Origin of the sequence: Citrobacter sp. MGH103 (assembly GCF_001034475.2) — a bacterium.
Lineage (GTDB): Bacteria > Pseudomonadota > Gammaproteobacteria > Enterobacterales > Enterobacteriaceae > Citrobacter > Citrobacter freundii.
The window spans coordinates 2,530,310-2,551,425 of sequence record NZ_CP073043.1 but is presented as its reverse complement, the minus strand read 5'-3'; the positions used below and the strand labels follow the sequence as shown (position 1 = coordinate 2,551,425).

The window sequence follows — 21,116 nt, the reverse complement described above, 5'->3', positions numbered from 1 at the left end:
AGCAAAATCAGATGGCAGCATCCGGTTTCTTTTCAGGAAATTATCAGAAAAAACTGGCGAAGATTATCGCCCGTTCTCGTGCCAGACTACCGCTGACCAACATGAAATGGTTTGCTGTACTTGTGGGCAGTATGTTGTTACTTGGCAGCTGTTCTTCACAACCGCCCGGCCCCAAAACCACTCCGCAACCTCCGGTGAGCAAACCTCAGCAGAGCAAGGAGCCAGTGCGTGGGATCTGGCTGGCGACGGTTTCACGTCTTGACTGGCCGCCGATCTCATCCGTGAACATCAGTTCACCTGCTGTACGCATCAGTCTGCAGCAAAAAGCGCTGACGGATAAGCTGGACAACCTGAAACGACTTGGTATTAACACCGTTTTTTTCCAGGTTAAGCCCGATGGGACCGCATTGTGGAAGTCAAAGATTCTGCCGTGGTCAGATACCCTGACCGGCACGATTGGCCAGGATCCGGGTTACGATCCGCTGCAGTTTATGCTCGATGAAGCGCATAAGCGCGGAATGAAAGTTCATGCCTGGCTTAACCCCTATCGCGTGTCTGTAAACACCAAACCTTCGACGGTCACTGAATTAAACAGCACGCTGTCACAAACACCGTCCAGCGTATACGTTCTGCATCGGGACTGGATCCGCACCGCGGGCGAGCGTTTTGTGTTAGACCCCGGTATTCCCGAAGTGCGTGACTGGATAACCAGCATCGTGGCGGAAGTGGTTGAGAATTACCCTGTTGACGGAGTGCAGTTTGATGATTACTTCTATACCGAGTCTCCTGGCTCTGCGCTCAATGACAGCCAGACGTTCAGAAGATACGGCCAGGGATTCGCTTCCAAAGCTGACTGGCGCCGCGATAACACGCAACGGCTGATTGCCCAGGTATCACGGACTATCAAGAAACTCAAGCCTGAGGTTGAATTCGGTGTCAGCCCTGCGGGCGTATGGCGCAACCGTTCGCACGATCCAGCGGGCTCCGACACGCGCGGTGCGGCAGCGTATGATGAGTCTTATGCCGACACCCGCCGTTGGGTGCAACAAGGCTTGCTGGATTACATCGCACCGCAACTCTACTGGCCTTTTGCCCGCGATGCAGCGCGCTACGATGTACTGGCAAAATGGTGGGCAGATGTCGTGAAATCAACCAACACTCGCCTCTACATTGGTGTAGCGCTGTATAAAGTTGGTGAACCATCGAGAAAAGAGCCAGACTGGACGGTCAAAGGCGGTGTGCCGGAACTGAAAAAGCAGCTCGATCTAAACGAGACCGAACCGTACATTAACGGCACGATCCTGTTTCGCGAAGATTACCTTAATCAACCGCAAACGCAGGAAGCTGTGACCTATATTCGCAATCGTTGGGGACGTTAATGGTTGTTCTGAGCGGGAAGCCTGAGCCAGACGCTCACGTAGCGGGTAAATTTCCCCACAAAAATTCCGGCGAACATGCCGCCAGTAATGATAGCCAGGGCGCTCATTGCGGGTTGACGTAAAACGTCGGGGGAAATGGCGTTAAGTACGCCAAGTACGTACTTAACGCCGAATGCCATCAGCATAAATGGCAATGCGGAATAATCTGCCGGACGGTGAATACTCCGTGGTGCGCTACTGCGGCTCAAACGGCCGGGGTTAATTAATATGTAGCCAATGATTGCGCCGCTGAGGATACCTATCGCCCACTGAATATACGTAATGAGGGTCGGGTCGCGATAAGTGATTAAATCGTAGATATCCCAGACTAAAAAAATAGCGGGGATCAGCGCCAGCTTTTCCAGCGTGACAGTGGCAGGTGTTCTGGCTTTAATCCCTCGATACAGTAGAAAGGCAAACAGCAGATACACCCAAACTGGCGTGTTTTTCAGCATATTCACGACAAATTCAGCCATAACGTTGCCTCGCTCAGATTTAATTCTTCGCTAAGTGTAGCGGCTGTCTCTGCATCACAGGGACATTAACCGGCGGACATTATCATTAATCTGTTTCTGTATCGTATTCAGCGTAGTTTGTGTTATCTGATCGGCGTATTTGTCTTTGGCTGTAACGCTTAGCGCTGTTGCATGGTGGCAGATCTTGTCGATTATAGCGTTCACATGCTCAGCTGATAGCTCAGCTTCCTGTACGCCAAGCTGCTGCAGGTGCTTTCTTTCGATATCCAGCGCTTCTCCCAGCACGTCCATTTGGTGATACCCGCCGGGTCCTTCGCACCAGGTCACGTCGTAAGCCGGAGCCAAAGTCCAGTTTCCTGCGGCTGACATTAAATAGGCAAAGTTTTTGGGATGGTCATCGCGGTTGTTAAATGCCACGTTGAAAACCACGCGTTCGAACGCTTTCGCTTTTTCTCTGACATCATTGGTACAAATCTGTGTGGCGCGCAGAAAATCCCGGTAATCTAAAGCACCGGGTATCTGGTAATTTGCACCGGTAAATGCCGCCAGGCTCTGCATAGGAATACGGACCGATTGGTCACGGTCGAAACGGCGGGTAGCAAATGCTGCCTGCCCGTCAGGCAGATTAAAATACGCGGTATCAGGCGTAGTGATCCCACATTGCCGCAAACATTCAGCATACACCGCTTCGATGGCACATACCTCAGCATGCTCATGCCTGGCAGGAAATTTAATCAACCAGCTTTCGCTCCCCGGGAGAGGCGCAGTGGTGAACTTTGACCTGACACTGTCACGATAAAGTAACGCTTTTGGCCTGGCCCCTTGCGGTGAACCGCCCATCTGGAGCAGTTTTTGCAAGAATTCCCCGCCTTCGCCGCTCAGGACTTCCTGAACCTCAGATGCCAGTTGTTCGAGAGGAACATCCTCTTTTGAAAGTGTCTCGGCATCAGACTGAACGGGCCGGAACGTCATGGCGCCCATTGCGTTATTGCCTACCCAGGTTAATCTCTCCAGAGGTCCTATGCGCGCTGCGTTGAGTCCACGGCGTTTAAATAAACGATCCATCAACAGCATACCCCAACCATCAGGTAGCGAATCGTACACGGGTCCTGGTAATCCCAACTGATGAGCCGGGAAATCCCTGCGTAAACGAGGACCGTTCAGTGGTAACCTTAGCCGGGACAGCTCCAGCCCCTTACGTATAGCGTCTTCACTGTATTCAAAGGCGATCAACGGGCGTCCGGTCAGGGCTGAGGAAGACACCAGTTTTCCCCACAACCATTTTTCACCCCAGCCTTCATAAAAGATATCGACTTGCTCAGGCATCAGTATTTTTCCTTTTCACCCGCTGACGTGCCGCGCTCTTCTCGTAACGCAAAATATCATCAAGACTGTCGATCCTGGGTTTGAATAAGCCCTCCAGCGCGTCACCATAGCCTAACACCATCGCGACTTTGACCAGATTCTCAAATCCTACATTTTTACCTGCTTCCAGATTCGAAACGGTATTCACACCGACACCTGAACGCGCGGCAACATCTGCCTGCGTCATTTGCTGCGCGAGCCGTTCCTTACGCAATCTGTCGCAAAGTAGTTTGACGATATCGGCTGCTGTATTGAGCGTTAAATCCATAATATTGGCTCTTATTGGAATAAAAACGACTTTACACCCAATATTATAGAGTTAAGCGGGGAATGATTCAAAGTTTTGTAAGGCACAATAAAGAGGAGTTAAATCGATAAATCGTGGTTAAGCGCCATTATACTGGAGTTATCCGGGCACAATGTTTGCACCCGGATATCGTGTCGTTATCAGGCCACTGAAGGCTCAGGCAATCTGAATGACGAGACCAGCAACGCCAACTGCTCCGCCTCCTCTTTCAATGCCTGTGTACGTGCGGCGGCATCATCAATTAATGATGCGTTTTGCTGAACGGTGCTGTCCATTTCGGTAACGGCGAGCGTAACTTCGGAAACACCTTTACGCTGTTCTTCACCAGCAACGCGTATTTCCCCCATCAACTGGCGTACCTGACGCACATTGCTGACCAGTTCTCCCAGACGTTCGCCGGCAGTGTGAATTTGCTGACTTCCGCTACCAACATGAGAAACGGATTCATCAATCAACGCTTTAATTTCCTGGGCAGCGGTGGCACTGCGCTGAGCCAGCGTGCGCACTTCGGAGGCCACGACGGCAAACCCTCTGCCAGCATCACCCGCTCTGGCGGCTTCAACCGCGGCATTCAGGGCGAGAATATTGGTCTGGAACGCAATGCTGTCGATGACAGCGACAATTTCCACCATTCTGCCGGATGAGGCGCTGACGTTATCCATCGTAGAGATAACGCCTTGCATCACATCACCGCAACGGTTGGCCGTTTGCGCTGTGTTATCGGATAGCTCATCCGCCAACTGTGTATTACTGGCGTTTTGATGAACGGTCGCATTTAACTGCTCCATAGCCGCTGAACTCTCTTCCAGCGCAGCGGCCTGCTGCGTTACGCGAGATGAAAGCTCCATATTACTATCAGCCAGGCTAACGGCGTTATTCGCCACCACTGTGCTACTGCTTCTGACGGTGATCAGGATGGCCGAGATTTTATCGACGAACAGGTTAAACGCCTCGGCGATAGCCGAAATCTCATCTTTGCCGCGAACATCCAGACGACGGGTAAGATCGCCTTCTCCCTGCGCGATGTCATCAAGTGCCTGACGGGTATCATCGAGACGTGAAATTAGTCGACGAACCACCAGCCATGATCCCACCAGCAACAGCGTCATGATAGGGATCAATACCTCCAGAACGTCCTGCATCATCACTTTGGCAAGACCGACAATACGTGATTCTGGTGTCACAAGCCCTACGACCCAGCCGGTATCTGGCATCGGGAACAGCATTACTTGTGACGCTGTATTCAGGACGTGATCATTTTCCAGCGTTATGGTCTTCACCCCATCTGTCGGGCGCAAAGATTTCAGACCGTTTTGCACCGGGATAAGCCACTGCGCGCTTTGCGCCAGATCGTTAATGGTTTTATGTTTGGCCAGGTCGGCCTGCGGGAAATAGAGAATTTGTCCCTGCTTGTCTACCACAAACGCGTAACCGCCAGTGCTGTTGCCCTGCTGCTGCATGAAAGTAGCGACGTTATCCAGACGGATATCGGTGGTAGCGACACCGGCAAACTTGCCCGCCTGCTGATAAGGCACGCTGCATGTCACCATGTTGACGCCTGAACTGGCATCCTGGTAAACATCAGACCATAGGCAGTTGTTTTGTGATTGCCCTTTGGCGTGCTGATACCAGCTTTCATGGTGGTATCCGCTTGATCCTTCGACGTTATAATCGTTGGAATAGACAAGCTTTCCTTCGGCATTACGCGCCCAGAAAAAGCTTCTTTTCTCCACACCTGCGGTGAAGGCGTCTGGTTCTGGCCAGATGCCGCCGCCGGTAATAATCGAGTCTTTACCTTCACCAATCAGATGCGGAACAACGCTTTGATACAGCGATTCATCGTTAGGCAACACTTCAGCCAGTCGCGACAGGCTGACTGTCTCACCTTCAATTCGGGACAATACGGTACTCAACTGACGGGTTAAACCTTGCCCTGTTTCTTCGATCAGGGCGGTGTTGATTTCAACGACGCGCGGCTGACCACGCCAGAGCATAATCACCACGATAACAATAGTCGTTACTGCAAGCAGCAGAATGCCGCCGATGGTTAAACGCGTTGAAATACGAGTAGGATACCAGACCATACAAACTCCTTCTGCAAAAGGCTAACTTTTATCCAGTATCGGCACAGGCGTTTATATCTTTATAAAGTTTTCTTAAGTATTGCAAAACAAATAAGTGACAACGTCACAAATAACAAAACCCAGCACTTTGGCTGGGTTTTAATAACGGCTTAATTTTATTTAGATAATTCTTTTTTGATTTCGTCTTTTATTTTACTTAATTCGCTCTGCGGATGTTTCTTACAAAGTTCAACGGTCAGAGGAACTGCAGTCGTAACGGTTTCGTTATAGTCTACGTAATCGCCACCTTTGAAGTCTTCGTCTTCATTGAGCACCCAGAAGGCCACCGGAGCCATAGTTTGTGGGTTCAAATCAATAAACTCTTGACAGTTCATGCCTTTCGGAGTCACTTCAGTTTTAGCGTTATCTGTTGCTGCATTGACGCTGACACTGGTTAACAGCGCTGCGACCAGAATACCTGCTGTAGAAAGGGAGAATTTATTCATTGTAGTACTCCATGTATAATATAAATAATATCTACACTTGCGCTTAACACCGTTAATGTAGCTCGCGAAAAATAATACCCCTATCGTCATAAGAATAAAGATTGGTGTTATTGATATGGCTGAAATTTATATTTTCAATTACTGATTCTTATGTCTTAGGGATAAATGTTGCCCACAATGTGATCGTTCCGACGAAATCAGCAGATTCATACCCCGCTTCCTCTGCCGTTGCACCAAAACTGAACTACGCTGCACAAATGTTGATCATTAGTTAACGAATTTGAGCTGAGTTTTAACAAAAACAGCCAGCATGCTGCTGTTACTGACATGGCACGCGTCGTGCATTGTTAATTCGCTAACAGAGATACGGAATCTGACAGACAACTAACAGCGAGAAGGTAATGACAGCCAAACCAGAGTTATTTACCCGCATAGAGCAAACCTTTAGCCAGCTGACGCCCAGCGAAAAGCGCGTGGCTGGGTGGCTGTTAGCCCATGCTGTGCAGATCCCATTTGAAACCGCGGATGGCATCGCGAAAGCAACCGGAACCAGCGGCATTACCGTCGGACGTTATCTGCGTAAACTGGGCTTTCGTAACCTGGAGGATGCAAAAGCCAGTCTGCGTGAGCTGCCTGTAGTTCCGTATCAGCCCTGGGGAATGAATGAACGACTGGATTCCTGGCACCAGCAACAAAGCCTGCCAGATCGGGCGCACCAGTCGCTGTTACTGGAAATCGACGCCATTACCCACGTCTACCAACTTGCTCAGGGTGAGACGTTTCTACGCATTGCACAGCAGTTGGCGCATGCGGAAGCCGTGTACATCCTCGGGATCCAGTCCACACGCGGGATCGCTAACGCCTTTTTTAGTCACCTGGAATATCTGCGACCTAAAGTCAGCTACTCCGAAGGCCTTTCCGGCAGTTGGGTAGAGTCGCTGAACTCGGGATTCAGCCAGCCTTACGTGGTTATTACTGATATGCGCGCCTACTCCGCTATTTCGCGACAATATTGCCGTGTCGCCACTGAACGCTGCATTCCGCTGGCGCTAATTACCGATGTGTGGTGCCCATGGGCCAGGGATTATTCCATTGATTTGCTTCAGGTAAAAACCGACACCGGACATTTCTGGGACTCACTGGCACCGGTGAGCTGTCTGTTCAACTTATTACTTTCTGCGGTGGTGGCGCAACTGGGTGACGCCCTCGCAGGACGCCTGCAAACTAATCGCCAGTTACAACAACAATTTGGTCAATTCGAACAATAAACAGGAAACGTGCTATGTCAGAACTCCCAGAACTGGTCGATCTGTCGGTGATATTTCCGTCGCTGCATATCGATCTTAAATACGCTACTGCCGACAACATTACCGGCGCACCTATCTACAGGGAAGCGCGTTGCCTGTTGCACACCGAGGCGGTAACCGCGCTGGCAAAAAGCATCAGCATTGCGCAACTGGCGGGCTTGTCGCTGGTGGTGTACGACGCGTATCGCCCCCAGCAGGCGCAGGCGATACTGTGGAATGCCTGTCCCGACCCGCAATATGTTGTCGATGTCGCGATTGGTTCCAATCACAGTCGGGGTACGGCCATTGACGTCACGTTGATGGACGATCGCGGCCATCTCCTTGATATGGGGGCCGGTTTTGATGAAATGCACGACCGTTCCCATGCCTGGCATCCGTCTGTTCCTCCGGCAGCGCAGCGTAACCGCCTGCTGCTCAATGCCATTATGTTTGGTGGTGGTTTTGTCGGTATTAACAGCGAATGGTGGCATTTTGAATTACCTGATGCCGCCCGTTACCCGCTGCTTGACGATCAAATTGATTGTTACACTGTCACGTCTATAACAACACAACATCCCCTTTAATTCTGGAGCCTGGTTATGAAGACTACACCTGCGTTAAACGCTTTTTTCCGCCCCGCTCTGATAGCCGTTGCGTTAGCGGTTGCCCTGCCCGCCGCGCAGGCTGCCGTTCCCAAAGATATGTTAGTGATTGGTAAAGCCGCCGATCCGCAGACGCTCGATCCCGCTGTGACCATAGATAACAATGACTGGACGGTCACCTATCCCTCTTACCAGCGGTTGGTTCAGTACAAAACCGATGGTGGTAAAGGTTCCACGGAAGTTGAAGGCGATTTAGCCAGCGGCTGGAAAGCCTCGGACGACCAGAAAGAGTGGACGTTTACCCTGAAAAACGATGCCAAATTCGCCGACGGAACACCGGTGACGGCTGATGCGGTAAAGCAATCCTTCGAACGTTTGCTCAAGATTGGTCAGGGACCTGCGGAGGCTTTCCCGAAAGATCTGAAGGTTGAGGCTATTGATAACACCACGGTGAAGTTTACCCTCAGCCAGCCGTTTGCTCCGTTTCTGTATACGCTGGCAAATGACGGTGCCTCAATCATTAACCCGGCCATCTTAAAAGAACATGCCGCAGACGACGCCCGCGGATTCCTGGCGCAGAACACGGCAGGATCTGGTCCCTTCATGCTGAAGAGTTGGCAAAAGGGGCAACAACTGGTGCTGGTGCCTAACCCGCATTATGCCGGTACAAAACCGACGTTTAAGCGCGTCTCAGTCAAAATCATTGGTGAAAGCGCCTCCCGTCGCCTGCAACTGTCGCGTGGCGATATCGACATTGCCGATGCGCTTCCTGTTGACCAGCTTGCTGCTTTAAAACAGGAAGGCAAAGTGAACGTGGCGGATTATCCCTCATTGCGCGTGACTTATCTGTATCTCAACAACAGTAAGGCCCCGCTCAATCAGGTGGATTTACGCCGAGCTATCTCGTGGGCCACCGATTATAAAGGGATGGTCAACGGGATCCTGAGCGGCAATGGAAAGCAAATGCGTGGCCCAATCCCCGAAGGCATGTGGGGTTTTGACGATAAGGCCATGCAGTACAGCTTCGATGAAGCCAAAGCCAAAGCCGCGTGGGACAAAGTTGCCACCAAACCTGAAAGCCTGAGCTTCCTGTACTCAGATAATGATCCTAACTGGGAACCTATCGCGCTCGCTACCCAGGCAAGCCTTGGCAAACTGGGCATTAAGGTGAAGCTGGAAAAACTGGCGAACGCCACCATGCGTGACCGCGTGGGCAAAGGCGATTACGACATTGCCATTGGTAACTGGAGTCCGGATTTTGCCGACCCGTACATGTTTATGAACTACTGGTTTGAGTCAGATAAGAAAGGCTTGCCGGGTAACCGTTCGTTCTATGAAAACAGTGAGGTCGATAAGCTGCTGCGTAGCGCGCTGGCTACGACCGATCAGGTGGCCAGAACCAATGACTACCAGCAGGCGCAAACCATCGTGATTGATGAAGCGGCCTACGTCTATTTATTCCAGAAAAACTATCAGTTGGCGATGAACAAAGACGTCAAAGGATTTGTATTCAACCCCATGCTGGAACAGGTCTTCAATATCTCCACCATGAGTAAATAAGCCACGTTTACGCGGAGCCGCTCTGGCTCCGCAAGGGGAAGCTAATGACGTTCTGGAGTATTTTACGCCAGCGATGCTGGGGACTTATTCTGGTGGTTATCGGTGTTTGCGTAATCACCTTTATTATTTCACATCTGATACCTGGCGACCCCGCACGGCTGCTGGCGGGCGACCGCGCCAGCGATGAAATTGTCGAAAATATTCGCCAACAGCTGGGGCTGAATCAACCGCTGTATGTCCAGTTTTTTCGCTATGTCAGCGACATTTTTCACGGCGATTTAGGCACCTCCATTCGCACCGGGCGTCCGGTACTGGATGAACTGCGCATTTTCTTCCCCGCTACCCTTGAGCTGGCTTTCTGCTCTTTGTTGCTGGCGCTGGTGATAGGTATCCCGCTGGGTATTTTATCTGCGGTCTGGCGTAACCGCTGGCTTGATCACCTTGTTCGGCTAATGGCAATTACCGGTATCTCCACGCCTGCATTCTGGCTGGGGCTGGGGGTTATCGTGCTGTTTTACGGTCATCTGCAAATTTTACCCGGCGGTGGACGTTTAGACGACTGGCTGGATCCACCTGCTCACGTCACCGGGTTCTACCTGATTGATGCACTGCTGGAAGGCAACGGCGAAGTCTTTTTCAATGCGCTTCAGCACCTGATTTTACCGTCGTTGACACTGGCTTTTGTACATCTTGGGATCGTTGCCCGCCAGATTCGTTCCGCCATGCTGGAGCAACTGAGTGAAGATTACATTCGTACCGCCCGCGCCAGCGGGTTACCGGGCTGGTACATCGTGCTGTGCTATGCATTGCCTAACGCACTCATCCCATCAATCACCGTCCTCGGCCTGGCGCTGGGCGATCTGCTCTACGGTGCGGTATTGACCGAAACGGTCTTTGCCTGGCCAGGCATGGGCGCTTGGGTGGTGACCTCAATTCAGGCGCTCGATTTCCCGGCGGTAATGGGATTTGCCGTGGTGGTCTCGTTCGCCTATGTGCTGGTCAACCTGGTGGTGGATTTGCTCTATTTGTGGGTAGATCCTCGAATTGGACGTGGAGGTGCTGAATGATGCTCACACAAGAAACGCCGACCGCCCCTCAGACAGCACGCCGCCGCACGGACTGGGCCAAACTGTTCTGGATGATGAAAAGTAGCCCGCTGACGCTGGTTGGCGGGGTCATCATCGTATTGATACTGCTGCTGATGGTGCTGTCGCCGTGGATAACGCCACACGATCCTAATGCCATCAATTTGAGTGCGCGCCTGCTGCCCCCGTCAGCCGCTCACTGGTTTGGTACCGATGAAGTCGGTCGCGATCTGTTCAGCCGCGTTCTGGTAGGAAGTCAGCAGTCGGTCGTTGCGGGTCTGGTGGTGGTGGGTATCGCCGGGGGATTGGGATCACTGCTGGGCTGCTTGTCGGGTGTTATGGGCGGGCGCGCCGACGCGATAATTATGCGGATGATGGACATTATGCTGTCCATTCCTTCGCTGGTGCTGACGATGGCGTTGGCCGCCGCGCTGGGCCCCAGCCTGTTTAACGCCATGCTGGCGATTGCCATCGTCCGTATCCCTTTCTATGTACGCCTCGCCCGCGGTCAGACGTTAGTGGTGCGCCAGTTTAGCTATGTACAGGCTGCCCGGACCTACGGCGCTTCACGCTGGCATCTGATTAGCTGGCATATTTTACGCAATTCTCTGCCGCCACTCATTGTGCAGGCATCGCTGGATATCGGCAGTGCGATCCTGATGGCTGCCACGCTCGGGTTTATCGGTCTGGGCGCGCAGCAACCCAGCGCTGAATGGGGCGCGATGGTCGCAATTGGCCGCAATTACGTGCTTGATCAGTGGTGGTATTGTGCTTTTCCCGGCGCCGCCATTCTGATTACCGCCGTGGGCTTTAATCTCTTTGGCGATGGTATTCGCGATCTGCTTGATCCGAAAGCCGGAGGAAAACAGTCATGACACAACCCGTACTGGAAATCGAAGATTTACATCTGAGTTTCCCCGGCTATAAAGCTGATGTGCATGCGCTGAACCATGTATCACTGCACATCAACCGTGGAGAAATCGTTGGTGTGGTGGGTGAATCCGGTTCCGGTAAGTCCGTGACCGCCATGCTCACCATGCGCCTGCTTCCGGAGGGAAGCTATCGTATTCACCAGGGACGCGTTTCACTGCTGGGTGAAGATGTGCTCAACGCCAGTGAGAAACAAATGCGCCAATGGCGCGGCGCACGCGTCGCGATGATCTTTCAGGAGCCCATGACGGCACTGAATCCGACCCGGCGTATCGGCCAGCAAATGGTGGAGGTAATCCGCCATCACCAGGCGTTAAGCCGCACGGATGCCCGTCATAAAGCCGTCGCTCTACTCGAAGAGATGCAAATCCCGGACGCGCCGGAGGTCATGAAACGATTTCCGTTTGAGCTTTCCGGCGGGATGCGCCAACGCGTGATGATTGCGCTGGCCTTTTCGTGCGAGCCAGAGCTTATTATTGCCGATGAACCGACCACCGCGCTGGACGTCACGGTGCAACTGCAGGTGCTGCGTTTGCTGAAGTTAAAAGCACGGGCCAGCGGAACAGCCGTGTTATTTATCAGTCATGATATGGCGGTGGTTTCACAGTTATGCGACCGGTTGTACGTCATGTATGCCGGGAGCGTGATTGAGAGTGGCCCGACGCAAACCGTTATTCAACGTCCGACGCATCCCTATTCCATCGGCTTGCTGAAATGCGCGCCGGAACACGGCGAGCCGCGCGCATTGTTACCTGCGATCCCCGGCACCGTGCCGAACCTAACCTGCTTACCTGCCGGATGCGCATTTCGTGAGCGCTGCTTTGCCGCTGGTCCTCGTTGTGAAGAAACGCCTGCGTTAAGTAGTCAGGGAGGCGTAGATCAACAATCTGCCTGCTGGTATCCACAACTGGAGACAACACATGTCTGATTTTTTACTGGCGCTGCAGGATGTTCATGTCAACTTTCCTGCGCGTAAAAACTGGCTTGGCAAGGTTACGGAACGGGTGCATGCGCTCAACGGTCTGGATTTACAGATTCGCCAGGGTGAAACGCTGGGGATTGTTGGCGAATCCGGTTGTGGAAAAAGTACGCTGGCGCAACTGCTGATGGGCATGCTGAAACCCAGCCAGGGAAGCTATTCTCGCCGTGGTGATAAACAGCATAACGGTATGCAAATGGTCTTTCAGGACCCTCTTTCATCGCTGGATCCTCGCTTACCGGTATGGCGCACGATCACTGAGCCGGTATGGATCCAAAAACGAAGTCCGGAACGTGAGCGCCGTATGCTTGCTGAAGATTTGGCCCAACAGGTAGGCATCCGTCCGGAATATCTCGACCGTCTGCCGCATGCGTTTTCCGGTGGACAACGCCAGCGTATCGCCATCGCCCGGGCACTATCGTCAGAACCAGATGTTATCGTCCTCGATGAGCCCACTTCAGCACTGGATATCTCTGTGCAGGCGCAAATTCTCAATCTTCTGGTGTCACTACAGGCGCGCAGAAATCTGACCTACGTATTGATATCGCATAACGTGTCGGTGGTCCGCCATATGAGCGACCGTGTGGCGGTGATGTACTTAGGGCAAATTGTTGAGCTGGGCGATGCTCAACACGTTCTCACTCACCCCGCCCATCCGTACACACGGTTATTGCTGGACTCTGTCCCTAAAACGGGCGCGCCACTGACGGAAGATTTGGTGTTACGTAAAACCGAGCTACCGGGAAACCGAACGTTGCCCCAGGGATGCTTTTTCCGTGACAGATGTCCATTGGCAACCCACGGTTGTGAGAAAAAACAGGCATTACTGAAAAGTGATACCGGATGTGACGTTCGATGCTGGCGGGCGGTTACATGACTTGAGCCGTTGAGAAAAGTCAGGTGCGATACGCCTTTTTCAGTGAATCCACCAGCACCTCGGAAGCAGTAGATAATTTATGATGTGCTGAACGCAAAACCCCGATCCGACGCTGGATCACCGGCGTATCCAGATCGATACAGGTTGCGCCTAACTCTGTCATTTGCGTGCGGCATAGTGCAGGTACGGCGCTACCGCCCAGACCGTTAGCCACCAGACGGCCAACGGTTACTAATTGATGGCTCTCCAGCGCCACTTCCAGCGTATGTCCGCTTTGCACCAGTTGTTCTTCCAGCATCAGCCGCACGGCTGACGGACGTTGCAAGGTGATGAAATCCAGCGTCAGCAGTTCGCGCCATGCAATACGATCCCTGTCTGCCAGCCGACAGGTTGGAGGCACAATCGCGATAAAACGATCCACGCCGAGCGGCGTGAAATGCAGATGTCCCGAATAGTCCGGCTCGAAGGCTATGCCCATCTCGACCCGCCCTTCACTGACCATTTCAATCACGTGTTCATTGATCACATCATGAACCGTTACGTTGATACCGGAATAAGAATCACGAAACGTTTTCAGTACCGATGGCAGGACGTTAGCGGCAAATGAGGGCATGGCGGCGATCGAGATTTTACCACGCTGCAGCGTAAAGCGTTGGCGCATGGCTTCTTCCGTATTCTCCCAGTCCGCCAGCAACTGTCGCCCCATATTCAGCAGCGTTTCTCCCTCCTGCGTCAGAGTCACTTTGCGGGTGGTTCTCAACAGCAACGCCCCGCCCAGCGAATCTTCCAGTCCTTTAATCGCCAGGCTTAATGCGGGTTGCGACATGTTCAGTCTTTCACTGGCATGAGCAAAATTCAGAGTGTGAGCTACCGCTAAAAACGCGCGTAACTGTTTGATGCTCATTCCCATTTCGCATTCCTTTAACTTGTTGAATACCTTTAATTAACATTAAATTGATAAAAAAACCCAATGAGTGAGTCACAAATTTAAAATTAACAAATCATTTTTCACCCCCAATGATGTCGGCAAGGACAACTGGGGAGGCAAGTGTATGGCTGGACTGGATAAACGTGTTGCCACTTATCAAGAGGCGCTGGAAGGACTGACCGACAACATGACGCTGCTGGCGGGCGGTTTTGGTTTATGTGGGATCCCTGAAAACCTGATTACCGAAGTACGCCGTCGAGAAGTACAGGGACTTACCGTTGTATCAAACAACTGTGGCGTGGATGGCTTTGGCCTTGGCGTACTGCTGGAAACGCGCCAGGTGCGCAAAGTGGTCGCGTCCTATGTAGGGGAAAACGCCCTGTTTGAGAAGCAGGTGCTTAGCGGCGAACTGGAAGCCATCCTGACGCCACAGGGTACGCTGGCAGAGCAGTTGCGCGCGGGCGGCGCGGGGATCCCGGCATTTTTTACCGCGACTGGATATGGAACCCCCGTAGCGGAAGGGAAAGAGGTTCGCGAGTTTGCCGGACGCCCTTACATCCTTGAACAGGCGATAACCGGTGATTTTGCATTGGTTAAAGGCTGGAAAGCCGACTGGTACGGCAACGTCATCTATCGCCACACCGCACAGAACTTTAATCCGCTGATGGCTGCCGCCGGGCGCATTACCGTCGTGGAAGTCGAAGAGATTGTCCCTCCCGGAGAACTGGACCCTGCAGCGATTCACACTCCCGGAATTTTCGTTAACCGCATTATTCAGGGGCAGTTTGAAAAACGTATTGAACAACGCACCCTGCGCCAGAAAGGAGCCTGACCATGTTAACGCGTGAACAAATGGCGATGCGCGTCGCCCGCGAGCTGCGCGACGGTTATTACGTCAACCTTGGAATCGGCATTCCCACTCTGGTGGCAAATTATATCCCTGATGGCATGGACGTGATGCTGCAATCAGAGAACGGTTTGCTGGGTATGGGGCCGTTTCCCACAGAAGACGAAATTGATGCCGACATGATTAACGCCGGAAAACAGACCGTGACGGCGCGCAAAGGCGCGGCGATTTTCGACTCTGCGCAATCCTTCGCCATGATCCGCGGCGGCCACGTTGATCTGACGGTGCTCGGTGCGTTTGAAGTCGATGTTAACGGCAATATCGCCTCATGGATGATCCCCGGAAAAATGGTGAAAGGCATGGGCGGCGCGATGGACCTGGTTGCCGGAGCCGACAACATCATCGTGGTAATGACCCATGCTTCCAAAAGCGGTGAGTCCAAACTGCTTCCCGCCTGCACCCTGCCGTTGACCGGCGTGGCCTGCATCAAACGCGTGCTTACCGACCTGGCTCTGCTGGAAATTGCCGACGGGGCGTTCATTCTGCGTGAACGCGCCCCGGGTATCAGTGTGGATGAAATCGTCGCCAGAACCGCCGGCAAGCTGATCGTGCCCGAAACTGTCCCCGAAATGCAATTTAACTGAGGAGCTGACCATGCAGGATGTTGTAATTGTCGCGGCAACGCGCACCCCGATTGGCAGTTTTCATGGTGCGCTGGCACCACTTTCCGCCGTGGAGTTAGGTACAGCGGTTGTCCGTTCGCTGCTGGAAAAAACGGCTGTGGCGCCTGAACAAATTGATGAAGTGATTTTAGGTCAGGTGCTCACGACAGGCTGCGGCCAGAATCCGGCCAGACAAACGGCGTTACGCGCAGGACTGCCGTCAACCACACCGGCGTTAACCATTAATCTGGTGTGCGGTTCTGGCCTGAAGGCGGTGCATCAGGCGGTACAGGCAATTCGCTGTGGCGATGCGCAAATCGTGATTGCCGGAGGCCAGGAGAGCATGAGCAATGCGCCCTATTTTCTCGACGGCGCGCGGGCTGGTCTGCGGTTAGGTCATGCCAGTATGAAAGACAGCGTGGTCCATGACGGCCTATGGGATGCGTTCAACGACTATCACATGGGTATTACTGCCGAAAATCTGGCGGATAAGTTCGTAATCAGTCGTGAGCAGCAGGACGCTTTTGCCCTGCGCTCCCAGCAAAAAGCCGCCGCTGCCATTGAAGCGGGTCGTTTTAGCGCGGAAATCACGCCGGTTAGCGTCCCACAAGGCAAAAAGCCGCCACGTGTGGTGGACCGTGACGAACAGCCTCGCCCGGATACTCAGGCCGACAAGCTGGCGCAACTTAAACCAGCATTTCGACCAGGAAACGGCACGGTGACCGCCGGAAATGCATCATCCATCAATGATGGTGCCGCCGCGGTGATGTTGATGAGCGCCGGCAAAGCCGCAGAACTCAATTTGCCAGTGCTTGCCCGGGTAACAGGCTACGCGGTTTCTGGTGTCGATCCCGCCATTATGGGCCTTGGGCCGGTAGAAGCGTCACTCCAGTGCCTGAAGCGAGCGGGCTGGACGTTGAATGATGTCGATCTCATTGAGGCCAACGAAGCCTTTGCCGCACAAGCGCTGGCGGTTGGCGAATCCCTGAACTGGGACAGCGACCGGGTGAACGTAAATGGCGGCGCGATTGCGCTGGGCCATCCCATCGGTGCATCTGGTTGCCGAATCCTGGTGACACTGTTGCACGAAATGGCCCGCAGTAACGCGACCAAAGGGCTGGCTACGCTGTGCGTAGGCGGCGGTCAGGGCGTAGCGCTGGCGGTAGAGCGTTTGCAGGAGGTCTCTCATGCAAAGTAAGCCTGTCTGCGTTCTGGGGGCGGGGTTAATGGGGGTCGGTATTGCCACCCACTTCGCCCGTTATGGTCACGATATCTGGCTGTATGACACCGATAGCAGCCGAATTGCAGAAATTAGCGCCGTTGCCAGCGGTATTCTGCATGAGCTGATTACCGCCGAACAGTTTGCCGCAGACGAAAAAGAACAGGTTGTGAGTCGTCTGCACGGTACGACTTCGCTATCGGAGATTGCTGCGTGCGGGTTACTGATTGAAGCGATCCCGGAGCGGCTCGAGCTCAAGCACGCGTTGTATGCGCAACTGGAAGATCTAATCGCGCCTGAGGCCGTCATTGCCAGTAATACCAGCGGCCTGCCGCCGGATGCGCTGGCAGAAAAGCTCGTCCATCCTGAGCGGCTGCTCATCGCCCATTTCTGGCACCCGCCACATTTTATTCCGCTGGTCGAAATTGTCCCCGGCACCGCCACCAAAGCGGAATACCTGCGTGAGCTGCAACAGTTGCTGCTCTCGATGCAACTGGAAGCCGTCGTGCTCGATCGCGCCGCACCAGGGTTTGTCGGCAATCGACTGCAGTTTGCTTTGCTTCGTGAAGCGCTTCATATCGTTAAAAGCGGCATCGCCAGCGCAGAGGTGGTGGATCAGGTCATGCGCGCCTCGCTCGGACGTCGCTATGCGATGGTTGGTCCGCTGGAAGCGGCAGATATGACCGGACTCTCTACGGTGCAGGATATTTGTCGGCATCTGCTCCCGGAACTGGCAACCGGCAGCGAGATGATGTCGTTGGTCGCTGACAAGGTAGCCAACGGTGATACCGGTTTACGCAGCGGTCAGGGATTTTATCGCTGGGATGATTCGCGCAAGGAGTACATCCAGCAACGCAGAGAGCATCAACTGCGTTTTGCCCTGAAACCATAACGTCTCTTTCTGTACCCCAATATAATAATAAGGAGTCATGATGAGTGTATTAATCGCCCTGGCAGCGCTGGGTCTGCTGATGCTTGCAGCCTATCGCGGATACAGCGTCATCCTGTTTGCCCCCATCGCGGCATTAGGTGCTGTATTACTCACTGAACCCAGCGCCGTCGGCCCTGCTTTCACCGGCCTGTTTATGGAAAAAATGGTCGGTTTTGTGAAGCTTTACTTCCCGGTGTTCTTGTTGGGTGCAGTGTTTGGCAAGTTAATCGAGTTATCTGGATTTTCACGTTCCATTGTTGCCGCCGCTATCAACATCCTCGGTCGTCGTCACGCTATTCCGGTGATCGTGCTGGTGTGCGCGCTGTTAACCTACGGCGGGGTTTCGCTGTTCGTCGTGGCGTTTGCGGTGTATCCATTTGCGGCGGAGCTGTTCCGCCAGAGTAATATTCCTAAGCGCCTGATCCCGGCCACCGTTGCGCTGGGCGCATTCTCTTTCACGATGGACGCTCTGCCAGGCACGCCGCAGATCCAGAACATTATTCCGACCAGCTTCTTTGGGACTAACGCCTGGGCTGCGCCGTGGCTGGGGCTGATAGGCTCGCTGTTTATTATTTTCGTCGGTCTGGTTTATCTCGAACGTCAGCGTCGTAAAGCGCAGGCAAAGAATGAAGGCTATGGCACTGAACTGTTAAACGAGCCGGAAACGCCGGATAACATTAATCTGCCGAACCCGATCATCGCGATCTCTCCGCTGATCCTGGTTGGGGTATTTAACCTGCTGTTTACCCGCTGGATCCCACAGTGGTACGGCGCCACGCATCAACTTGAACTTCCGGGGCTTGCCAAACCGATTACCACCGAAGTCGGTAAAATCACCGCTATCTGGGCAGTGGAAGCGGCGCTGATTTCTGGGATCCTGCTGGTGGTGCTCTTCGGCTACCGCAACATTAAAGGTCGCCTGGCGGAAGGCAGCAGAACGGCGGTAGGCGGCGCGATCCTTGCGGCGATGAACACCGCGTCAGAGTACGGTTTTGGCGCAGTGATCGCCGCCCTGCCGGGCTTCCTTGTGCTGTCAAAAGCGCTGGCGGCTATTCCTGACCCGCTGCTCAATGAGGCTATCAGCATTACCACGCTTGCCGGGATCACCGGTTCGGCGTCTGGCGGGATGAGTATTGCGCTTGCCGCCATGTCTGACACTTTCATCGCTGCCGCACATGCCGCCAATATCCCACTTGAAGTCTTCCACCGCGTGGCATCTATGGCCAGCGGCGGTATGGACACCCTACCGCATAACGGCGCGGTCATTACCTTATTGGCTATCACCGGCCTTAGCCATCGTCAGGCGTATGGCGGAATTTTCGCTATTACCATCATTAAAAGTCTGGCCGTACTGTTTGTCATCGGCGTCTTCTACACCACCGGAATTGTTTAAGGAGAATCATCATGAACTTAACGGGAAAAACCGCCCTGGTTACCGGCTCGACCAGCGGTATCGGATTAGGTATCGCACAGGTGCTGGCGCAAGCTGGCGCCACCCTGATCCTCAACGGGTTTGGTGATGTTGATGCCGCCAAAGACGCTGTTGCGCAGTATGGCAAAACGCCAGGCTATCATGGCGCGGATCTGAGCGATGAAGCGCAAATTGCCGACATGATGCGCTATGCAGAGAGCGAATTCGGCGGTGTGGATATTCTTATCAATAACGCTGGGATCCAGCATGTTTCACCGATAGAAACCTTCCCGGTTGATAAATGGAACGCGATTATCGCGATTAACCTCTCCTCCGTTTTTCACACCACGCGTCTGGCGCTTCCCGGTATGCGCGCGCGAAACTGGGGGCGCATCATTAATATCGCTTCTGTTCACGGCCTGGTGGCTTCAAAAGAGAAATCTGCGTACGTAGCAGCGAAGCACGGTGTGGTGGGATTAACCAAGACCATCGCGCTGGAAACCGCGCAGACAGAAATCACCTGCAATGCGCTGTGTCCCGGCTGGGTGCTAACGCCGCTGGTCCAGCAGCAGATCGATAAGCGTATTGCCGAAGGCGCAGATCCTGAGGCAGCCCGTGACGCCCTGCTGGCTGAAAAGCAGCCGTCGCGCGAATTCGTTACTCCAGAGCAGTTAGGGAATCTCGCGTTATTCTTATGTTCAGACGGTGCGGCGCAAGTGCGTGGCGTAGCGTGGAATATGGATGGCGGTTGGGTAGCGCAATAACATCATCAGGTGCCGGATAAGAACTGGTCACATCCGGCACGACTTTATTAAGACTTCAGTTTGTAATCCAGCGTTATTTCCGCTTTCAGAACCTGAGATACCGGGCATCCGGCTTTTGCTTTCTGGATGATGCCGTCAAACGTGGCGGCGTCTATCCCCGGCACGCTCACCTGGCTATGCAACGCGACTTTAGTGATCGCAAACCCGGCATCTACCTTATCCAGAGAAACATCGGCAGTGGTATCAATGGCATCTGGGGTAAACCCTGCTTCACCCAGCATCAGTGAAAGCGCCATCGAGAAGCAGGCTGCATGGGCCGCGCCAATCAACTCTTCAGGATTGGTACCTTTCTCACCTTCAAATCGTGTATTAAACCCATACGGTTGCTGATTCAACACGCCACTTTCGGTCGACACAGTGCCTTTGCCGCGCTTAATGTCGCCTTCCCAGTGTGCCTGACCTTTCTTATGGATAGTCATTACCGCTCTCCTGTGTTGTCGTCGGAGTTACTAGTATAGGACGCCCGGGAAAAAGCATGTTACATACGGGATAGTTCTCATTTGCCGCTTAAGCATTGACCTTTCAGATAAAATGACCGACCATCCAGAAAGCCGTTATGTTGAACATCGGCTTTATATCAGGTTGTATTTCGTCCGTTCTCATACGGGCTCGCCCTTGAAACCAGTAACAGGATTAAGGAGTTAGAATGAAATCGAACCGTCAGGCCCGTCATATTCTCGGACTGGACCACAAAATCTCAAATCAACGTAAAATCGTGACCGAAGGTGACAAAACCAACGTGGTCAACAATCCTACTGGAAGAAAGCGCCGCGCTGACGGCAAGTAGCCTTTCGCACGTCTGACTGAGTAACGAGATAAACACCATTGCAACCGCAGTGG

At 53.3% G+C, this 21,116-nt stretch carries 22 protein-coding genes; 15 read left to right on the top strand and 7 right to left on the bottom strand.

Annotated elements, in window-relative coordinates:
• Positions 1-11 precede the first annotated feature (11 nt).
• A complete protein-coding gene (locus tag SK33_RS12310; RefSeq protein ID WP_048217714.1) occupies positions 12-1,379 on the top strand; it encodes a glycoside hydrolase family 10 protein in 1,368 nt (455 codons plus the stop codon).
• Here SK33_RS12310 and SK33_RS12305 read toward each other — a convergent pair.
• From SK33_RS12305 to hdeB, 5 genes are all read right to left on the bottom strand, one after another.
• Entirely contained in the window at positions 1,376-1,894 is a 519-nt protein-coding gene (locus SK33_RS12305; RefSeq protein WP_003836260.1) for a hypothetical protein, read from the bottom strand. The genes SK33_RS12310 and SK33_RS12305 overlap by 4 nt on opposite strands.
• A 54-nt stretch (positions 1,895-1,948) precedes the next feature.
• Entirely contained in the window at positions 1,949-3,220 is a 1,272-nt protein-coding gene (locus SK33_RS12300; RefSeq protein ID WP_048217716.1) for a type II toxin-antitoxin system HipA family toxin, read from the bottom strand.
• The gene (locus SK33_RS12295; RefSeq protein WP_003836258.1) at positions 3,213-3,527 is read right to left on the bottom strand and encodes a helix-turn-helix domain-containing protein; all 315 of its coding nucleotides are present in this window, start codon (positions 3,525-3,527) and stop codon (positions 3,213-3,215) included. The genes SK33_RS12300 and SK33_RS12295 overlap by 8 nt, the downstream gene beginning before the upstream one ends.
• Positions 3,528-3,706: 179 nt before the next feature.
• The gene (locus SK33_RS12290) at positions 3,707-5,650 is read right to left on the bottom strand and encodes a methyl-accepting chemotaxis protein (protein WP_048217718.1); all 1,944 of its coding nucleotides are present in this window, start codon (positions 5,648-5,650) and stop codon (positions 3,707-3,709) included.
• A 155-nt stretch (positions 5,651-5,805) separates the two neighbouring features.
• A complete protein-coding gene (gene hdeB / locus SK33_RS12285; protein ID WP_003019999.1) occupies positions 5,806-6,135 on the bottom strand; it encodes an acid-activated periplasmic chaperone HdeB in 330 nt (109 codons plus the stop codon).
• Positions 6,136-6,536: 401 nt separating this feature from the next.
• Between hdeB and SK33_RS12280 the strand changes: the two genes are divergently transcribed.
• From SK33_RS12280 to SK33_RS12250, 7 genes are read left to right on the top strand one after another with little or no spacing between them, the layout of a single operon-like run.
• Positions 6,537-7,403, top strand: a complete 867-nt coding sequence (locus SK33_RS12280; protein WP_003020002.1) for a MurR/RpiR family transcriptional regulator — start codon at positions 6,537-6,539, stop codon at positions 7,401-7,403.
• A gap of 14 nt (positions 7,404-7,417) precedes the next feature.
• A complete protein-coding gene (ddpX, locus tag SK33_RS12275; RefSeq protein ID WP_003020004.1) occupies positions 7,418-8,005 on the top strand; it encodes a D-alanyl-D-alanine dipeptidase in 588 nt (195 codons plus the stop codon).
• Positions 8,006-8,020: 15 nt separating this feature from the next.
• The gene (locus SK33_RS12270) at positions 8,021-9,583 is read left to right on the top strand and encodes an ABC transporter substrate-binding protein (protein ID WP_003843680.1); all 1,563 of its coding nucleotides are present in this window, start codon (positions 8,021-8,023) and stop codon (positions 9,581-9,583) included.
• 44 nt (positions 9,584-9,627) lie between these two features.
• On the top strand, positions 9,628-10,650 hold the full coding sequence (locus SK33_RS12265) for an ABC transporter permease (RefSeq protein WP_003020008.1): 1,023 nt from the start codon (positions 9,628-9,630) through the stop codon (positions 10,648-10,650).
• Positions 10,647-11,543: a D,D-dipeptide ABC transporter permease gene (ddpC, locus tag SK33_RS12260; protein WP_003020010.1), complete on the top strand. Its 897-nt coding sequence runs from the start codon at positions 10,647-10,649 to the stop codon at positions 11,541-11,543. The genes SK33_RS12265 and ddpC overlap by 4 nt, the downstream gene beginning before the upstream one ends.
• Positions 11,540-12,526, top strand: coding sequence for an ABC transporter ATP-binding protein (locus tag SK33_RS12255; RefSeq protein ID WP_003020012.1), 987 nt, complete (start codon positions 11,540-11,542; stop codon positions 12,524-12,526). The genes ddpC and SK33_RS12255 overlap by 4 nt, the downstream gene beginning before the upstream one ends.
• Positions 12,519-13,454: an ABC transporter ATP-binding protein gene (locus tag SK33_RS12250; protein WP_048217721.1), complete on the top strand. Its 936-nt coding sequence runs from the start codon at positions 12,519-12,521 to the stop codon at positions 13,452-13,454. The genes SK33_RS12255 and SK33_RS12250 overlap by 8 nt, the downstream gene beginning before the upstream one ends.
• A 19-nt stretch (positions 13,455-13,473) precedes the next feature.
• Here the strand turns inward: SK33_RS12250 and SK33_RS12245 are convergent, their stop codons facing one another.
• The gene (locus tag SK33_RS12245; protein ID WP_003020016.1) at positions 13,474-14,364 is read right to left on the bottom strand and encodes a LysR family transcriptional regulator; all 891 of its coding nucleotides are present in this window, start codon (positions 14,362-14,364) and stop codon (positions 13,474-13,476) included.
• Between the two features lie 142 nt (positions 14,365-14,506).
• Between SK33_RS12245 and SK33_RS12240 the strand changes: the two genes are divergently transcribed.
• From SK33_RS12240 to SK33_RS12215, 6 genes are read left to right on the top strand one after another with little or no spacing between them, the layout of a single operon-like run.
• Positions 14,507-15,214 (top strand): CoA transferase subunit A, encoded by a 708-nt coding sequence (locus SK33_RS12240; protein ID WP_003020020.1) that lies wholly within the window; start codon positions 14,507-14,509, stop codon positions 15,212-15,214.
• A 2-nt stretch (positions 15,215-15,216) separates the two neighbouring features.
• Entirely contained in the window at positions 15,217-15,873 is a 657-nt protein-coding gene (locus SK33_RS12235) for a CoA transferase subunit B (RefSeq protein WP_003020022.1), read from the top strand.
• 10 nt (positions 15,874-15,883) lie between these two features.
• The gene (locus SK33_RS12230) at positions 15,884-17,089 is read left to right on the top strand and encodes an acetyl-CoA C-acetyltransferase (RefSeq protein ID WP_032935735.1); all 1,206 of its coding nucleotides are present in this window, start codon (positions 15,884-15,886) and stop codon (positions 17,087-17,089) included.
• The gene (locus SK33_RS12225; protein ID WP_048217724.1) at positions 17,079-18,002 is read left to right on the top strand and encodes a 3-hydroxyacyl-CoA dehydrogenase family protein; all 924 of its coding nucleotides are present in this window, start codon (positions 17,079-17,081) and stop codon (positions 18,000-18,002) included. Before SK33_RS12230 ends, SK33_RS12225 begins: the two co-directional genes overlap by 11 nt.
• 37 nt (positions 18,003-18,039) lie before the next feature.
• The gene (locus SK33_RS12220) at positions 18,040-19,434 is read left to right on the top strand and encodes a GntP family permease (protein ID WP_196491835.1); all 1,395 of its coding nucleotides are present in this window, start codon (positions 18,040-18,042) and stop codon (positions 19,432-19,434) included.
• Between the two features lie 11 nt (positions 19,435-19,445).
• Positions 19,446-20,216, top strand: a complete 771-nt coding sequence (locus SK33_RS12215) for a 3-hydroxybutyrate dehydrogenase (protein ID WP_003020034.1) — start codon at positions 19,446-19,448, stop codon at positions 20,214-20,216.
• 47 nt (positions 20,217-20,263) lie between these two features.
• On the opposite strand, the gene osmC is transcribed toward SK33_RS12215, so the two are convergent.
• Positions 20,264-20,695 (bottom strand): peroxiredoxin OsmC, encoded by a 432-nt coding sequence (gene osmC / locus SK33_RS12210; RefSeq protein WP_003020036.1) that lies wholly within the window; start codon positions 20,693-20,695, stop codon positions 20,264-20,266.
• Between the two features lie 227 nt (positions 20,696-20,922).
• Here osmC and sra point away from each other — a divergent pair, with 227 nt between their 5' ends.
• On the top strand, positions 20,923-21,063 hold the full coding sequence (gene sra, locus SK33_RS12205; protein ID WP_003020039.1) for a stationary-phase-induced ribosome-associated protein: 141 nt from the start codon (positions 20,923-20,925) through the stop codon (positions 21,061-21,063).
• Positions 21,064-21,116 lie beyond the last annotated feature (53 nt).

Bases quoted from the DNA above. Each gene is read 5' to 3' on its own strand.
- sra (WP_003020039.1), top strand. From the start codon at position 20,923: ATGAAATCGAACCGTCAGGCCCGTCATATTCTCGGACTGGACCACAAA.
- SK33_RS12290 (WP_048217718.1), bottom strand. From the start codon at position 5,650: ATGGTCTGGTATCCTACTCGTATTTCAACGCGTTTAACCATCGGCGGC.
- SK33_RS12295 (WP_003836258.1), bottom strand. From the start codon at position 3,527: ATGGATTTAACGCTCAATACAGCAGCCGATATCGTCAAACTACTTTGC.
- ddpC (WP_003020010.1), top strand. From the start codon at position 10,647: ATGATGCTCACACAAGAAACGCCGACCGCCCCTCAGACAGCACGCCGC.
- hdeB (WP_003019999.1), bottom strand. From the start codon at position 6,135: ATGAATAAATTCTCCCTTTCTACAGCAGGTATTCTGGTCGCAGCGCTG.
- SK33_RS12255 (WP_003020012.1), top strand. From the start codon at position 11,540: ATGACACAACCCGTACTGGAAATCGAAGATTTACATCTGAGTTTCCCC.
- SK33_RS12240 (WP_003020020.1), top strand. From the start codon at position 14,507: ATGGCTGGACTGGATAAACGTGTTGCCACTTATCAAGAGGCGCTGGAA.
- SK33_RS12220 (WP_196491835.1), top strand. From the start codon at position 18,040: ATGATGAGTGTATTAATCGCCCTGGCAGCGCTGGGTCTGCTGATGCTT.
- SK33_RS12235 (WP_003020022.1), top strand. From the start codon at position 15,217: ATGTTAACGCGTGAACAAATGGCGATGCGCGTCGCCCGCGAGCTGCGC.
- SK33_RS12305 (WP_003836260.1), bottom strand. From the start codon at position 1,894: ATGGCTGAATTTGTCGTGAATATGCTGAAAAACACGCCAGTTTGGGTG.
- SK33_RS12245 (WP_003020016.1), bottom strand. From the start codon at position 14,364: ATGGGAATGAGCATCAAACAGTTACGCGCGTTTTTAGCGGTAGCTCAC.
- SK33_RS12300 (WP_048217716.1), bottom strand. From the start codon at position 3,220: ATGCCTGAGCAAGTCGATATCTTTTATGAAGGCTGGGGTGAAAAATGG.
- SK33_RS12230 (WP_032935735.1), top strand. From the start codon at position 15,884: ATGCAGGATGTTGTAATTGTCGCGGCAACGCGCACCCCGATTGGCAGT.
- SK33_RS12265 (WP_003020008.1), top strand. From the start codon at position 9,628: ATGACGTTCTGGAGTATTTTACGCCAGCGATGCTGGGGACTTATTCTG.
- SK33_RS12215 (WP_003020034.1), top strand. From the start codon at position 19,446: ATGAACTTAACGGGAAAAACCGCCCTGGTTACCGGCTCGACCAGCGGT.
- SK33_RS12270 (WP_003843680.1), top strand. From the start codon at position 8,021: ATGAAGACTACACCTGCGTTAAACGCTTTTTTCCGCCCCGCTCTGATA.
- SK33_RS12250 (WP_048217721.1), top strand. From the start codon at position 12,519: ATGTCTGATTTTTTACTGGCGCTGCAGGATGTTCATGTCAACTTTCCT.
- osmC (WP_003020036.1), bottom strand. From the start codon at position 20,695: ATGACTATCCATAAGAAAGGTCAGGCACACTGGGAAGGCGACATTAAG.
- ddpX (WP_003020004.1), top strand. From the start codon at position 7,418: ATGTCAGAACTCCCAGAACTGGTCGATCTGTCGGTGATATTTCCGTCG.
- SK33_RS12280 (WP_003020002.1), top strand. From the start codon at position 6,537: ATGACAGCCAAACCAGAGTTATTTACCCGCATAGAGCAAACCTTTAGC.
- SK33_RS12225 (WP_048217724.1), top strand. From the start codon at position 17,079: ATGCAAAGTAAGCCTGTCTGCGTTCTGGGGGCGGGGTTAATGGGGGTC.
- SK33_RS12310 (WP_048217714.1), top strand. From the start codon at position 12: ATGGCAGCATCCGGTTTCTTTTCAGGAAATTATCAGAAAAAACTGGCG.